General features: G+C 70.7%; 13 protein-coding genes. 12 read left to right on the top strand and 1 reads right to left on the bottom strand.

Annotation, left to right across the window (positions count from 1 at the left end):
- Positions 1-58 precede the first annotated feature (58 nt).
- The gene (locus FHR90_RS09305; RefSeq protein WP_176624657.1) at positions 59-1,462 is read left to right on the top strand and encodes a CVNH domain-containing protein; all 1,404 of its coding nucleotides are present in this window, start codon (positions 59-61) and stop codon (positions 1,460-1,462) included.
- Positions 1,463-1,495: 33 nt separating this feature from the next.
- Here FHR90_RS09305 and FHR90_RS09310 read toward each other — a convergent pair whose 3' ends face one another.
- Complete coding sequence (locus FHR90_RS09310) at positions 1,496-3,625, bottom strand: protein-disulfide reductase DsbD family protein (protein ID WP_183275113.1); 2,130 nt, start codon at positions 3,623-3,625, stop codon at positions 1,496-1,498.
- A 47-nt stretch (positions 3,626-3,672) separates the two neighbouring features.
- Between FHR90_RS09310 and FHR90_RS09315 the strand changes: the two genes are divergently transcribed.
- The 11 genes from FHR90_RS09315 to FHR90_RS09365 all read left to right on the top strand — a co-directional run bounded on the left by FHR90_RS09315 (position 3,673) and on the right by FHR90_RS09365 (position 14,575).
- Positions 3,673-4,242 carry a chloramphenicol phosphotransferase CPT family protein gene (locus FHR90_RS09315; RefSeq protein WP_183275114.1) on the top strand — a complete coding sequence of 190 codons (570 nt, stop codon included), beginning with the start codon at positions 3,673-3,675 and terminating at the stop codon, positions 4,240-4,242.
- A gap of 11 nt (positions 4,243-4,253) precedes the next feature.
- Positions 4,254-4,559 carry a hypothetical protein gene (locus tag FHR90_RS09320; protein ID WP_176627269.1) on the top strand — a complete coding sequence of 102 codons (306 nt, stop codon included), beginning with the start codon at positions 4,254-4,256 and terminating at the stop codon, positions 4,557-4,559.
- A gap of 3 nt (positions 4,560-4,562) precedes the next feature.
- Positions 4,563-7,031 (top strand): ATP-dependent helicase HrpB, encoded by a 2,469-nt coding sequence (hrpB, locus tag FHR90_RS09325; protein ID WP_183275115.1) that lies wholly within the window; start codon positions 4,563-4,565, stop codon positions 7,029-7,031.
- Between the two features lie 59 nt (positions 7,032-7,090).
- Positions 7,091-8,389, top strand: a complete 1,299-nt coding sequence (locus FHR90_RS09330) for a S1C family serine protease (protein ID WP_246330161.1) — start codon at positions 7,091-7,093, stop codon at positions 8,387-8,389.
- A 43-nt stretch (positions 8,390-8,432) separates the two neighbouring features.
- Complete coding sequence (locus FHR90_RS09335; protein ID WP_218062151.1) at positions 8,433-8,870, top strand: GNAT family N-acetyltransferase; 438 nt, start codon at positions 8,433-8,435, stop codon at positions 8,868-8,870.
- Complete coding sequence (locus FHR90_RS09340) at positions 8,863-9,810, top strand: CPBP family intramembrane glutamic endopeptidase (RefSeq protein WP_183275116.1); 948 nt, start codon at positions 8,863-8,865, stop codon at positions 9,808-9,810. Before FHR90_RS09335 ends, FHR90_RS09340 begins: the two co-directional genes overlap by 8 nt.
- Positions 9,807-11,261: a carbohydrate porin gene (locus FHR90_RS09345; protein ID WP_183275117.1), complete on the top strand. Its 1,455-nt coding sequence runs from the start codon at positions 9,807-9,809 to the stop codon at positions 11,259-11,261. Before FHR90_RS09340 ends, FHR90_RS09345 begins: the two co-directional genes overlap by 4 nt.
- 197 nt (positions 11,262-11,458) lie before the next feature.
- Complete coding sequence (locus tag FHR90_RS09350; protein ID WP_176623662.1) at positions 11,459-12,136, top strand: winged helix-turn-helix domain-containing protein; 678 nt, start codon at positions 11,459-11,461, stop codon at positions 12,134-12,136.
- Positions 12,137-12,162: 26 nt separating this feature from the next.
- Positions 12,163-13,620, top strand: a complete 1,458-nt coding sequence (locus tag FHR90_RS09355) for a sensor histidine kinase (protein ID WP_266152835.1) — start codon at positions 12,163-12,165, stop codon at positions 13,618-13,620.
- 84 nt (positions 13,621-13,704) lie between these two features.
- Complete coding sequence (locus tag FHR90_RS09360; protein ID WP_176623666.1) at positions 13,705-14,073, top strand: hypothetical protein; 369 nt, start codon at positions 13,705-13,707, stop codon at positions 14,071-14,073.
- Between the two features lie 94 nt (positions 14,074-14,167).
- Positions 14,168-14,575: a hypothetical protein gene (locus tag FHR90_RS09365; protein ID WP_176623668.1), complete on the top strand. Its 408-nt coding sequence runs from the start codon at positions 14,168-14,170 to the stop codon at positions 14,573-14,575.
- Positions 14,576-14,578 lie beyond the last annotated feature (3 nt).

Genomic DNA, 14,578 nt, shown 5'->3' on the forward strand with positions numbered 1-14,578 from the left:
ACTATCACGCGATATCGTGTAACGAAGGACGACTTCCACATATAAGGAGGCGTCCAACATGACCCTGTTTCATAATCTGCTGCGGTGCTGTCGCCTTCCGGCGGTGGCACTCGGGCTGTTGCTGGCAATACATCCGGGCCGCCTTGCCCATGCCGAGACGGTCGGCACCGTCTCGCAGCCCCTCAATGTCGCCACCGGCCTGGTCTGGAGCGCGCCGGTGTCGGTCTGCTGGATGTTCGATGGCCGCGACGTCGAAAAGATCGCCGTGCAGCAGGTGATCGCCAATACCTGGGAGACCCAGTCGGCGGTGCGCTTCACCGGATGGAGTCGTTGTGACAGCCACGGCGCGAACATCCAGATCTCGATCGAGGATGCGGCGGGCAAGAACCCGCATACGGTCGCGCTCGGCCGCGACCTCGACGGCCGCGCGCCGGGGATGGTGCTGAATTTCGATTTCAGGAACTGGAGCTCAAGCTGCTCCTCCTCCGATGCGGTGCGGATGAGCTGCATCCGCTCGGTCGCGGTGCACGAGTTCGGCCACGCCCTCGGCTTCGCGCACGAGCAGAACCGCCCCGACGCGGCCTGCGAGAGCCAGGCCCAGGGCGGCGACGGCGACGAATGGGTCGGCCTCGCCGACCTGTCCTCGGTGATGAACTACTGCAATCCGCAATGGAACAATTACGGCGCACTGAGTGCGACCGACATCGCCGGCGTGCGCCAGTTCTACGGCACCCCGCCCGCCGCCCTGGTGCCGCCACCCGCCGGCAGCTACCGCCAGACCTGCAACACCATCACCGCCGACACCCAGCGCCTCTATGCCAACTGTCGCGCCAAGGACGGGAGGTGGTGGCGCACCGCACTGTCGAACTGGAAGGCCTGCCCGGTCGGCCCGAGCAATCTCGACGGCCGTCTCGATTGTGGCGCCTTTCCCGCGCCCGCCGGCTCCTACCGCAACAGCTGCCGCGACTTCGCCATCGACGACGTGATGCTCGCCGCCACCTGCCGCACCAGGGGCGGCGCCTGGAACCGTACCCAGCTCGCCGCCTACAAGAGCTGCACCGGCGACATCTCCAACCAGGACGGACGCCTCGACTGCCCGAAGAACGGTCCGCCCGCCGGCAGCTACACGCAGAGCTGCAACAACCGCTCGGTCTCCGGCGCTGCGCTCTATGCGAGCTGCCGCCGCAAGAACGGCGCCTACACCAACAGCTTCATCCGCGATTTCCATCTCTGCACCGGCGATATCGGCAACAATGACGGCAATCTCAACTGTGCCAACGGGCTGGCGATCCCGGCAGGCTCCTATCGGAAGAGCTGCAACGGCATGTTCAACAATTCCGGCCTGCTGATCGCCTTCTGCCGCAAAAAGAGCGGAAGCTGGCAATGGTCGACGCTGGGCGATTTCGCCGGCTGTCACGGCGATATCGGCAACAATGACGGCACGCTGAGCTGCGCGCGCTGAGCCTCGCGGCTGAAACGGGACGTTCGCCCCGTTTCAGCCCGCCGGGCAGGGCCGCGTCAGGCCCAGCAGGACGCCGGGGGTCAGCACCTGCGGCAGCAGTTTTGGCTCGCCGCCATCGGCGGGATACCACGCATAGAGCGGCACGCCGTCGCGGCCGAGGCTGGCGAGAAAGCGGGTGATGGCGGGGTCGTAGCGCGTCCAGTCGCCGCGCAGCACACTGACGCCGCCGGCCTTGAACGCACAGCGAACGTCGGGCGAGCTGAACGCGACCTTCTCGTTGACCAGGCAGGTCACGCACCACGCCGCCGACATGTCGACGAAGACCGGGCGGTGGGCGGAGCGCAGTTCGGCGAGGCGGGATTCGCTGAACGGTTCGGTGGGCAGGCCGGAGAGCGTCGTGGCCTGCGCGGCCCCCGATGGTGGTGCGTTCGCGGTCTGGGCGAGGCGCGGCAGCAGGGCAAGCGCGGTCAGCAGCGATGCCAGCGCCAGCACGCCGGAGAGGCGCGCGCGACGGATGCGGCGATGGGCGGTGCGCTCGTCACCCCCTTCGGTGCGCAGGTGCTGGGCGAGACCGTAGAGCCAGGCGGCAAGGGCGATCAGCACCATGCCCGCACCCAGGCACAGCACCGCCGCGGCCCCGCCCTGCTGGGTCGCGACCCAGACCAGCCAGACCACCGCCGCATAGACCGGAAAGGCCAGCGCGCGGCGGAACACATCCATCCAGGCGCCGGGCTTCGGCAGCAATGCGGCGAGGCGCGGGATCAGGGCGAGCAGCAGATAGGGCAGTGCGAGACCGAGACCGAGGGCGAGGAAGATCACCATCGCCTCCGCGGCCGGGGCGGCGAGCGCGGTGGCCAGTGCGACACCCATGAACGGTGCGGTGCAGGGGGTGGCAACCAGCACGGCCAGCAGCCCGGTCGCCGCCTCGCCGAGATGGCCGCCGCGCGTGGCGAGGCCCTGGCCGATGCCCATCGCCGAGGTGCCGATCTCGAACAGGCCGGAGAGGTTGAGGCCCACCGCGAACAGCAGCCAGGCGGTCGCGCCCACGAAGGCGACCGACTGGAACTGGAATCCCCACCCCACGGAGCCTCCGGCGCCGCGCAGGATCAGCGTGAGGGCGCCGATGGCGGCGAAGGCGACCAGCACGCCGGCGGTGTAGAACAGCGCGCCGAGACGGACATGGCGGCGCTCGGCGCCCGACATGCGCGCCACCGCCATCGCCTTCATTGCCAGCACCGGAAACACGCAGGGCATCAGGTTGAGGACCAGGCCACCGGCCACCGCCAGCAGCAGCGCGCGCAGCAGGGCCATCGGCGACGAGGCGGGGCGCAGGACGGGTGGCGGGGTTGCAGCGGAGGCCGGCGCGGCGGTGTCGGCACGGACCATGCTGGCGTGTTCGGCACCGCTGTGGTCACGGATCACCAGCACGCCATCGAGCGGCGCCTTCAGCGATCCCGGCGCTGCCGGCTTCAACTGCAGGATGAAGCTGTCGGGCGTAGTCGCAATGGTCTGTGCGGCGAGTTGGTCGATCACCCCCGGGGTCGATGGCAGAAACCAGGCATCACCACCGTCCGGCAGTGACTGATCGACCGACAGCCGCCCATCGGAACCCAGACGCACGGCCGGACCATGCTCGGCCGGCAGCGCGGCGCGGGCGGCGAGGATGCTGGCGCGATCGGCACTGGGCTGCGGCACGCCCTTCGGCAGATGCAGGGTGAAGATGGCGTTCTCCGGCACGCAGACATCGGCGCAGACCAGCCACTCGGCGGTGAGCGTGATGTCGAGACCGTGCGCGTCCACTCGCCCGGGTGCAGGCGCGGTGATCGGCAGGGTGACGGTGCCGGTATAGCCGTAACTCATCAGCGGACCGTCGGGCAGGCGCTGCGGCGTCGGCCACAGGAAGCTCACCGGCTGCGCCGCACCCCCGTCATAGGCGATCCTGGCATCGGCGGCCGCGCCCGCATCGCCGGGATTGGACCAGTAGGTGTGCCATTTCGGCTGCATCGCGAAGCGCAGGGCCAGCATCGGCGCATGGCCCTCGCTTGCCGCCGTCTCGCCGGCGATCAGGGTGACCGTGTCGTGCTCGGAGGTGAAGGACGACGACGCCCGCGCGGTCGCGGCGACGGACAGGCACAGCAGGACGGCGAGCAGCAGGCGGATCATGACCAAGAGCATTGCGCACAGCCGGTGTCCGTGGTCCAGCTTCGTGCATGCAGGTCATTCTCCTCAACGGCGTCGGCAGCGTGGGCAAGAGTTCGACGGCGAAGGCATTGCAGGTGCTTTCGGCCGAGCCGCTGCTGCATGTCGCGATGGACGATTTCATCGCCATGCTGCCGGAGCGGTATTTCGGCGATCCGGACGGGCTGGTGTTCGAACCCGTCGACACGCCCGAGGGCCGGGTGATGCGCACGCAGGTCGGGCCGGTGCTGCGCCGGGTGCTGGACGGGATGCGGCAGGCCGCCGCCGCCCTCGCCGATGCGGGCAACCATCTGGTGATCGACGACGTGATGCTCGATCCTTGCGAGGCGGAGGACTGGCGGCGGGTCCTGCGCCGTCACACGCTGCATTTCGTCGGGCTGCATGCGCCGCTCGCGGTGCTGGAGGCGCGCGAGCGTGCCCGCGGCGACCGTGAGCCGGGGCTGGCGCGCGGGCAGTTCGGACGCGTGCACCGCGGGCAGAGCTACGGGCTGGACATCGACACCAGCGACAGCACGCCGCAGGAGAGCGCCGCACGCATCTGCACGGCCTTCGGTCTCGCGATGCGCGACGAAACCGGATAACACCCACCCTCATGCTTTCCACCCTCGCCGCCCTGGTCACGTTCGGCACGCTGGTGCTGCTGGTCGCGCTGTCGGCCAGCGCCTGGCCGCATCTGCGCGGGCCATCGCCGGTGCGGGCCGACGGTCCGCCGCGCTGGCTGGGGCTGGTGATCGCGCCGATCTTCGGCCTGGCGGCACTGGTGCCGGTCTGGGCGACAGGGGCGTCGGCGCAGGAAAGCGGATTCGCGATCATGAGCGTCATCGCGGCGGTGCTGCTGGTCAGCCATGCCCTTTACTGCCGTGCCGCGATACGGCGCGCGAAGGCCGGCGAACTCTAGACGATGCATCTTCCGGTGCACGACGCGCTGCCGGCGCTGAAGGCGGCGCTCGAGCGCAGCCCGAACGCCGTGCTGGTCGCACCCCCCGGCGCGGGCAAGACCACCACCGTGCCGCTCGCGCTGCTCGATGCGCCGTGGCGGGGGCCACAGGAGCGGATCGTGATGCTGGAGCCGCGCCGCATCGCCGCGCGGGCGGCGGCATCGAGGATGGCGTCGCTGCTCGGCGAGGCGCCGGGCGGTCGGGTCGGCTACCGGACGCGGACCGACAGCGCGATCTCGGCGGCGACGCGGATCGAGGTGATCACCGAGGGGCTGCTGGTGCGCCGGCTGCTGGCCGATCCGACGCTGGCCGGGGTGGCCTGCGTGATCCTCGACGAGATCCATGAGCGCAGCGCGGATGCCGATCTCGCTTTGGCCTTCTGCCTCGATCTGCAGAAGCGGCTGCGGCCGGAGCTGCGGCTGCTGGCGATGTCGGCGACCCTCGATGCCGCGCGGCTCTCGGCGCTGATGGGGGCGGAGGTGATCGAGAGCGCGGGCCGGATGTTCGAGGTCGAGATCCGCCAGGCCCGCTCCGATCCGCCGCATCTGCGCGACCTGCCCGATCGCTTGGCGGCAGCGATCCGCGAGGTGCTGGGCGAGACGAAAGGCTCGGTGCTGGCGTTCCTGCCCGGGCGCGGCGAGATCGCGCGCACCCAGGCCGCACTTTCGGGCTGCGGGGTGGAGGTGCTGCCCCTGCACGGCGAGCTGTCGGCAGCCGAGCAGGACCGCGCGCTCACCGATACGGGGCGGCGGGTGGTGCTGGCGACCTCGATCGCCGAGACCTCGCTGACCGTGCCGGGGGTGCGGGTGGTGGTGGATGGCGGCTGGCGGCGCAGCCCCCGCTTCGACCCGGGCAGCGGGCTGTCGCGGCTGACCACGCTGCGGGTCAGCCGGGCGGCGGCCGACCAGCGCGCGGGGCGCGCAGGCCGCGAGGCGCCGGGGCTGGCAATCCGGCTGTGGACCGCCGCGACGCAGCGTGCGCTCGCGCCGCATGACCGGCCGAAACTGCTCGACGCCGATCTCGCCGGCCCGGCGCTCGACATTGCCGCCTGGTGCCGGGAATGGGGATCGGAGCCCGACGCGCTGGTGCTGCCGGATACGCCGCCGCCGGGGGCCTGGGCGGCGGCGCGCGCCCTGCTGGTCGAACTCGAGGCGCTCGACGGAGACGGTGCGATCAGTGCGACGGGGCGGGCGATGGCGTCGCTCGGCGCGCATCCGCGGCTGGCGGCGATGATGCTGGCCGCCACGACCCCGCCCGAGAAGGCGCGGGCAGCGGAACTGGCGGCGCTGCTGGAGGAGCGCGACCCAATACGTCCCGGCCGCGACCGGCGCGGGCTGCCGGTGGCACCGCCGGCGGAGATCGGGCTGCGGCTGGAACTGATCGCCGGGAGCACCGCCGCGGGCGAGACGGTGGATCGAGGCGCGCTGTCGCGCATCCGCGACGGGGCAGCGCGTTACCGGCGGCGGCTGGGCGTGCCGGAACGGCTGGCCGGGCTGCCGGGCAGCGAGGCGGGGCTGCTGGCAGCGGCATTTCCGGACCGGATCGCGCAAGCGCGTGGCGAGCCCGGATCGTATCGCCTGTGGGGCGGCGGCGGGGCGAAGCTGCCCGCTCTCGACCCCCTCGCCCGCGCCTCGCTAATGGTGGCGGCGGGGCTGCATGTGCGGCAGAGCACGCAGATCGTGCTGGCGGCGGCGCTGGAGCCGGAAGCGCTGCCCGCAAGCCTGCTGGCGCGGGCGAGCACGCAGGACGAGAGCAGCCTCGATCCGGTCTCGGGCGCGGTGCTGAACCGCAGGCGCGTGCGGCTCGGCGCGCTGGTACTGTCGGACCGCACGCTGCCGGCCGATCCCGCGCAGACGGCGCTGATCCTGGCGCGCGCGGCCCTGGCCAGGCCCGGCGTGCTGGACTGGAACGAGGCGGCGCGACAGATGCAGGCGCGGGTGAGCCTCGCGCGGCGGTTCGACCCGTCGCTGCCGGACCTGTCGGATGAGGCACTCGCCGCCGATCCAGACTGGCTGGCGCCGCATCTGCACGGGATCACGCGGCTGACGGAGGTCGGGCGGGTGGCGCTGGCGCCGATCCTGCGCGGGATGCTGGAGCGCGCTGCCGCGGCGGCGCTGGACCGGGACTTGCCGCCCGCACTGACGCTGGCGGGGGAGAGACGGGTGCCGATCGACTATACGCGGCCGGTGCCGACCGCGTCGGCGAAGGCGCAGACGTTCTATGGCATGAGGCAGTTGCCGAAGCTGATGGACGGGCGGGTCGGATTGCAGGTGGAGCTGCTGTCGCCGGCGGGGCGGCCTTGCGCGATCACCTCCGATCTGGCCGGCTTCTGGACCGGAGCCTGGGGCGAGACGCGGCGCGAGATGCGCGGGCGCTATCCCAGGCACGACTGGCCGGAAAACCCGGCACTCGGCGGCACGCCGCGCGGGTGATCGGCGAATCGGGCGGAGCGGGCTAGGATGGACGTCTCCTCGGGGAAGAGCGGCGAGCGATGAGCACGGATTCAGGCCAGACAGCACCCGACCCGTCGCACCCGCCACCGCATCACCGGACGCATCATCTGTGGCCGATGCTGCTGGGCGGTGTGGTGGTGCTGGTCGCGCTCGGCGGCGGCTATCTGGCCGGGGCGGGCATCGTCAGCTTCGAGCGCGCGCCGCCCCCTGCCCCGGACCCGACGGTCGCCGCGGCGATCGGCCAGCCGCTGTCGGCGACGACGGAGCAGGGTTCGCGTGAGCTGGCCGCGCCCGCGGTGTTCGGCGAGAAGCTGCGCCGCGATCTGACCGCGCCGCTGGTGCGCCTCACCCCGCCGAGCTTCGCGCCCCTGGTGCGCCGGGTGGTGCCGTCGGTGGTCAATATCGCGGTCACCGAGCAGGACGACGACGCGGACAGCGCGAAGACGCCGAAGATCCCGCCGGCGCTGAAGGGCACGCCGTTCGAAAAGCAGTTCCGTGAACGGATGAAGCAGGACACCGACGAGGTGGTGGGCGCGGGATCGGGCTTCATCATCGATCCATCGGGAATCATCGTCACCAACAACCATGTGGTCGGCAATGCCGAGCGCATCGTGGTGTCGCTGGCTGACGGAACCCGACTGGACGCGACCATGGTCGGCTCCGACGACCTCACCGACATCGCGGTCATCCGGGTGCACCCGAAGAAGCCGCTGCCGGCAGTGCGCTGGGGCGACAGCCGCGCGCTCCAGGTCGGCGACTGGGTGCTGGCCGCCGGCAACCCGTTCGGGCTGGGCAGCTCGGTGACCGCCGGCATCCTCTCGGCGCGCGGGCGCGACATCGGTGCGGGGCCGTTCGACGATTTCCTTCAGCTCGACGCGCCGATCAATCCGGGCAATTCGGGCGGGCCGAGCTTCGACATGCGCGGCGACGTGGTGGCACTCAACACCGCCATCGTCTCGCCGACCGGCGGCTCGGTGGGCCTGGGCTTCGCCATCCCGAGCGAGATTGTCGCCCCGATCGTCGCCCAGCTCCGGCTCAAGGGGCATATCGACCGCGGCTGGCTCGGCGTGACGCTCGACGACCCGTCGAGCGACGACGATCCGGGGGTGGACATCGTCAGCGTCGACCGCGACGGGCCGGCGGCACATGCCGGGCTGCATGTCGGCGACGTGGTGCTGGCGGTGAACGGGACGAAGGTGGACACCGCGCGCTCGGTGATCCGCGCGGTGGCGGCGATCGCGCCGGGCAGCCCGATCAGCCTGCGGGTGTCGCATCACGGGCACGCGTCCGACGTGCCGGTGATCGTCGGGCGCCGTCCGGAGGACCGCACCGATTAGCCCTGCGATCACCATCCGCCCCGAATCGCCGCAACAGACCGACGTGGCGCGCCTGCTCGCCGCCAACAGCGCGCTCAGCGCATCGCTGTATCCGGTGGAGGGCAATTTCGCCCTCGATCCGGCCGCCTTCGGCGGGCCGAATGCGCATGTCCTGGTCGCGCGCGGCGCAGACGGGAGCGCACTCGGCTGCATCGGTCTGCTGGCGGTGCCGGGGGACGTGCCCGCCTGGGGCGAGATGAAGAGCGTCTATGTCTCCCCAGCCGCGCGCGGCGCCAAGCTTGGATTGCGGCTGATCGCAGCGCTCGAAGCCCATGCGCTCGAACTGGGGCTGACGGTGATCCGGCTCGAGACCGGCCCGCTCAACCCGGCAGCGATCGAGCTCTACCGGCGCGCGGGCTACGTCGAACGTGGGCCGTTCGGCGGCTACGAGCCCGGCCCCTACAGCCTGTTCATGGAAAGGACGCTCGCCGCCAATGCGTGAGCCGACAGGTCCGACGGCGCCGGACCTGAGGGCATTCGCCTGCGCGCCGGTGGAGGGGCGGTATCGCTGGCGACGCTGGCTTGCCTTGGCGATCCTGGTGGGCGCGCTGGTGTCTGCATTTCCGGTCGAGACGCTCGTCTACCATCCCTTCGCGCGCTGGACCGGACTGCAGATGATCTCCGGCGGCATGATGAATCCCGTCGCCTATGCCGCGCTGATGGTCTGGCGGTTGGTGTGGAACGGCCTGCTGGTGCTGGCGATCTGCGCCGCGCTGGGGCGCACGCCGACCGCTGCACCGATCGGCGACCGACACGCCGTGCGCGCCGTGCTGATCGGCGTGCTGACCGGTGTCGTCGTGATGGCCGCCGCCATCTGCGCCATCATCGTTACCGGTGCGGCAAGCGCCACGCTCGCCCCACAACGCCCCGGCGCCGCCCTCGCCTACGGCACGGGATGGATGCTGTTCGACCTGGTCGGCGCGACCGGCGAGGAGTTCTGCGGTCGCGTGGCCCTGCTGCTGGTCGCCGAGCGGTTCGTCGGCTGGCGTGGCGCGATCCTCGTGTCGGGGCTGCTGTTCGCGGCCCTGCATCTGGCCAATCCCGGCGTCAGCGTCGTGTGGCTGCTGCGCATTGCCGTCCAGGGCATGTTGCTGGCCTATGCCACCTATCGGACGCGTTCGGTCTGGTGGGCGGTGGGGTATCACACGGGGTGGAACTGGGCGAGCGCGCCGCTGTTCGGCGCCGCTGGCAGCGGCTATCTCGATCGGGGCCATCTGCTGGATTTCACCCCGACCGGGCCGGTGTGGCTCACCGGCGGCGCGGTCGGGCCGGAAGGCAGCGTGTTCGCCTTCGTCGCGATGGCGGCGGCACTGGGATCGCTGCTGATCGCAACGCCCGCCGCGACCGCCGGCGGCATGAGCGCCTGCAAGCGCCGGGCGTGAGCCTGCGGGTCCACCGTCGATCCGGATCGCTGCGTCTGTCGGTGGTCGTCCTTGCGGTCCTGTCGGCCCAGGCGGGTGCGGCGGACCTGCCGTTGACCACCGACATCCTGCCGTCCGGCGTGCCGCTGCCGGTGCCCGCGCCCCGCTTCGAGCTGCCGCCCGACGATGACGGCACCCGTCTGTTCGGCTCCGGCTGGGGGGCAAGGGACTGGCTGGCGCGACACGGGCTGCGGCTGACGGCGTTCGACGTCGAGGAGGTCTGGGGGCTGGCGCGCGGCGGGCTGCGTCGCGGCGCGAGCTACGACGGCATCACCGCGGCGGCGCTGACCGCGCAGACCGGGCCGCTGCTCGGCTGGCCGGACGGGCTGTTCAACATCAGCGCGCTGCAGATCCGCGGCCGCTCGTTCGCCGACGACCGCCTCGGCGCGCTCAACGCCGTCAGCGGCTATGACGCCGCACGCTCGACCCGGCTGTTCGAGCTCTGGTACGAGCAGGGCCTCTTCGGCAACCGCCTCGCGATCCGCGCCGGCACTCTGGACCTCGATACCGAGTTCCTGGTCAGCCAGAACGCCTCTTTCTTCCTCAATGCGAGCTTCGGCTGGCCGCTGTCGCCGTCCAGCGATCTCTATTCCGGCGGACCGTCGTGGCCGTACTCCGCCCCGGCGGTGCGGGTGAAGTGGAATCCGCTCTCTCCGCTCGTGCTGATGGCGGCGGTCGGCGACGACAACCCGACCGGCGGACCGTTTTCCGGCGGCCACGGGGGCGACGCGTCCGGTACGCGCTTCTCGCTTGATACCGGCGCGCTGTTCATCGCCGAGGCGCAGTACTGGCTCGATCTCGCCCGCCACCTGTCGGGCAGCAACGCCCCCGCCCTGCCCGGCACATGGAAACTCGGCGCGCTGTACGACAGCGCGACCTTCCCCGACCAGCGCTACGACGCCGCGGGCGGCCTGCTGGCCGCACCGTCGAGCAGCGGCCTGCCGCTGCAGCATCGCGGCAACTGGCTCGCCTATCTGGTCATTGACCAGATGATCTGGCGTGAGCGGGTCGGCTCGGACAAGACCATCAACCTGTTCGTCCGCGCGATGGCGGGCGCAGGCGGCCGCAACCTGTTCGACCGCGAGGTGCAGGCCGGCCTGACCTTCGACGAGCTGCTGCCCGGACGCCCCGACGACACGTTCGGCATCGCCTGGGGGGTCGCGACCTACAGCCGACGCGCGCGGCTTCACGGCGACGATCTCGGTCGCTTCGCGATCCCGCCCGGCGGGTCCCGGCTGCGGCCGGAACATCATCTCGAACTGACCTACCAGGCCGCCGCGACCCGCTGGCTGAATGTCCAGCCCGACCTGCAGTATTTCTGGAATGTCGGCGGCGGCACCCAGACCACGCCGTCCGGCGACAGGATCCGGAATGCCGTCGTGCTCGGGCTGAACGTGACGACGACGTTCTGAGCGTGCCACAGATGGCACGAGGCCGATGCGTCGACTACCTGTCGGCGTTTTCATCCTTGCGACGCAGTTCGCACAAGGCGCAGGCGTCTAGCAGCACATGCGTGCCGGGCGTTCATGCGTTACGGTCACGGACTGTCCACTCCGGATTCGGCCCTCGCAGGTCGGATCCGCATCACCCGCTGTGATCGGAAGGCGCGATGCGCATCCTGCTTGTAGAAGATGATCCCACCGTCCGCGGCTTCGTCGCCAAGGGGCTGCGCGAGGCCGGCCATGTGCTGGAGACCGCCGACAACGGCAAGGACGGGCTGTTCCTCGCCGTCTCCGACGTGTTCGACGTGATCATTCTCGACCGCATGCTGCCCGGCGGCATCGACGGGCTGCGGCTGCTGGAAACACTGCGCGCGCAGGGCAACGCCACCCCCGTGGTGCTGCTCTCCGCCCTCAGCCAGGTCGACGAACGCGTCGCCGGGCTCAAGGCGGGGGGCGACGATTATCTGACCAAGCCGTTCGCGTTCGCCGAGTTGCTGGCCCGTGTCGAGGCGCTGTCGCGGCGCTCGAAAGGCGACGGGCCGCAGACCCGACTGGTGGTGGCCGATCTGGAGATGGACCTGCTGTCGCGGCAGGTGAAGCGGGCGGGCCAGAAGATCGACCTGCAGCCACGCGAGTTCCGGCTGCTGGAATATCTGATGCGCCATGCCGGCCAGGTGGTGACCCGCACCATGCTGCTCGAGGGCGTGTGGGACTATCATTTCGATCCGCAGACCAATGTGATCGACGTGCATGTCTCGCGGCTGCGCCAGAAGATCGACAAGCCGTTCGAGCTGCCGCTGATCCACACCGTGCGCAACGCGGGCTATATCCTCCGCGCCGAATGAGGCGGCGGTTACGCAGTGCGAGGGGCGTGCTGCTGCGGCTGTGGCGCTCGACCAGCCTGCGCCTCGCACTGATCTTCGGGGCGGTGTTCGCGATCGCCGCGCTGTCGTTCATGCTGTTCATCTGGTGGCGTACGGTGAACCTGCTCCAGGAGCAGGTGCGGGTGGCGATCGACGCCGATGTGCTCGCACTGACCGAACGCTGGCAGGAGGGCGGCCCGAGCGCGGTCGCGGTGTCGATCGGCGACCGCGTCGAGCAGGATGTCGATGACGATACGCTGTACCTGCTGATGGATGCGTCCGGTCATCCGCTGGCCGGCAATCTCACCGTGTGGCCGACCGGGTTCAATGATCCCAGCCAGTGGTATCAGGGCCGGGTGCATCGGGCCGGCACCTTCGCGATGGCGGAAATCCGCGTGGTCGGGCTGCCGGACGGGTTCAGGCTGCTGGTCGGACGCGACGTACGTGCGCGCGACACGCTGCGGCATCTGCTGGCCGACACGCTGTTCTACGCGATGCTGCTGGTCACGGCGCTGGGGCTGGTCGGTGCGGTAGCGGTGCGCGGGCTGTTTCGGCGCATGATCCGCAACATCTCGCGCACCACGGAAGCGATCGCCTCGGGGCGGCTCGACCAGCGCCTGCCGCTGTCGGGCACCGGCGACGAGTTCGACAACGTGTCGAACACCATCAATCACATGCTCGACCGCATCGCGCATCTGATGGACGGGGTGAAGCAGGTCTCCAATGCCATCGCGCACGACCTGCGCACGCCGATCACCCGGGCGCGCACGCGGCTGGAGGATGCCGCCCTGCATGCGCAGGGCGAGGGCGAGCTGCGGGCCGCGATCGAGCGCGCGGTGGGCGAACTCGACGACATCACCGCCGTGTTCGAAGCCCTGCTGCGCATCGCCGAGATCGAGGCCGGGTCGCGGCGCTCGGCCTTCGCGGAGATCGACCTGGGCCCGCTGCTGGAGGATCTCGGCGAGCTGTATGCGGCGGTGGCCGAGGATCAGGGGCTGGAGCTGGTGCTGACGGTGCCTCAGACGCTGCGCGTGCTGGGCGACCGCAGCCTGATCCAGCAGGCGGTGTCGAACCTGCTCGACAACGCGATGAAATTCTCCGCCTGTGCCGCACCCGGCGGTGTGGTGACGCTGTCGGCGAGTCGCGAGATCCGCGCCGGCGAGGGGCGCGACGCGTTCGCCGCCCGCATCGTGGTGACGGATTGCGGCATCGGCATGGACGAGGCCGATCTCGCCCGCGCCACCGAGCGCTTCTTTCGCAGCGAGCGTGCCCGCTCGACGCGCGGTTCGGGCCTTGGCCTGGCCCTGGTGGAGGCGGTGGCGCATCTGCATGGCGGAACGCTGATGCTGGAGAACGTCCATCCGGGTCTGCGCTGCACGCTGACGCTGCGCGCCGAGCCGGAGCCGAGGCGGCTGGAGGGCTCGCTTGCCGCCCCCTCCCCGCCTGGCGCATCCTCGCCGCCATGAGCCGCATCTGCCCCCGACGCGCATGACAACTCTGTCATCTTCATCCCATGCTCGGGCAAATCCGGCGCAGGCAAAATCGGCGTGATGATACGTTGGAACACGGCAAGCTCCCGCCAGGCGGGGCAGGCATGGCTGGCGCTCGGATTGCTGCTGCTTGCCCTTTGCGGCAGCACACTGTCGCAAAGGGCGGATGCCCAGGCCGACGGCCGTATCACGCCGGCAGGCCCGACGGTGCAGGCTGCGACACCGGAGGGCGGCGAGCTGGATGTGACCACGGATTCAGCCGAATACTGCCAGCGCCTGCACGCCAAGCTCGATGCCTATGTCAATCCGCCCCGCATCGTGCAGGAGCTGCGCAGCGAGGGCGAGGAGATGTGCCGCGCAGGTCGCTTCCGCGGCGGCATCGCGCGGCTGCGCCGCGCCTTGCTGGCGATGCGTGACGCCGAACATTGAGCCTCGGCAAACGGAGGCCGAGCGAACCGCAAGGCGGCGGTTTCGTTGCGCTCCATATACGGGCCATACTGTGGCTCCTGCGGAGACCAAGACAATGCGTGGCGCCCTGATCCTGACACTATCCCTCCTCGGCACCCCGGTGGCGTTCGCGCAGGGGGCGCCGGGCATGATCGGCCAGACCACCACCGGAGCGAACGCCGCGAAAACCACCGCCGGGGCGGCGAAGCCTCTACCCTCGACGCTGGACAACCGCACCTATGCGCCAGGCACGCGCGAGGATTTCGAGCGTCACCCGCTGCCGCAGGACCACGCGATCGCCCATATCGGCTCGTTGCCGGTGCGGGTACGCGCACCGGTCACACCCGCCTATAACGGTGCGGGCACCTACAGCACCGTCGCCGGCCAGCCAGCCAACGGCCGCGGCCAGGCGATGTCGGCGCAGATGATGTCCACCGGTGCGCAGGGGCAGGACATCCCGGCCAATCCGGCGCCGATCCCGTAACGC

It is taken from the genome of Endobacter medicaginis (assembly GCF_014192375.1).
Classification (GTDB): Bacteria; Pseudomonadota; Alphaproteobacteria; order Acetobacterales; family Acetobacteraceae; genus Endobacter; species Endobacter medicaginis.

Excerpts from the sequence above, each read along its gene's own strand:
- FHR90_RS09305 (WP_176624657.1), top strand. The coding sequence starts at position 59 with ATGACCCTGTTTCATAATCTGCTGCGGTGCTGTCGCCTTCCGGCGGTG.
- FHR90_RS09310 (WP_183275113.1), bottom strand. The coding sequence starts at position 3,625 with ATGATCCGCCTGCTGCTCGCCGTCCTGCTGTGCCTGTCCGTCGCCGCG.
- FHR90_RS09315 (WP_183275114.1), top strand. The coding sequence starts at position 3,673 with ATGCAGGTCATTCTCCTCAACGGCGTCGGCAGCGTGGGCAAGAGTTCG.
- FHR90_RS09320 (WP_176627269.1), top strand. The coding sequence starts at position 4,254 with ATGCTTTCCACCCTCGCCGCCCTGGTCACGTTCGGCACGCTGGTGCTG.
- hrpB (WP_183275115.1), top strand. The coding sequence starts at position 4,563 with ATGCATCTTCCGGTGCACGACGCGCTGCCGGCGCTGAAGGCGGCGCTC.
- FHR90_RS09330 (WP_246330161.1), top strand. The coding sequence starts at position 7,091 with ATGAGCACGGATTCAGGCCAGACAGCACCCGACCCGTCGCACCCGCCA.
- FHR90_RS09340 (WP_183275116.1), top strand. The coding sequence starts at position 8,863 with ATGCGTGAGCCGACAGGTCCGACGGCGCCGGACCTGAGGGCATTCGCC.
- FHR90_RS09350 (WP_176623662.1), top strand. The coding sequence starts at position 11,459 with ATGCGCATCCTGCTTGTAGAAGATGATCCCACCGTCCGCGGCTTCGTC.
- FHR90_RS09360 (WP_176623666.1), top strand. The coding sequence starts at position 13,705 with ATGATACGTTGGAACACGGCAAGCTCCCGCCAGGCGGGGCAGGCATGG.
- FHR90_RS09365 (WP_176623668.1), top strand. The coding sequence starts at position 14,168 with ATGCGTGGCGCCCTGATCCTGACACTATCCCTCCTCGGCACCCCGGTG.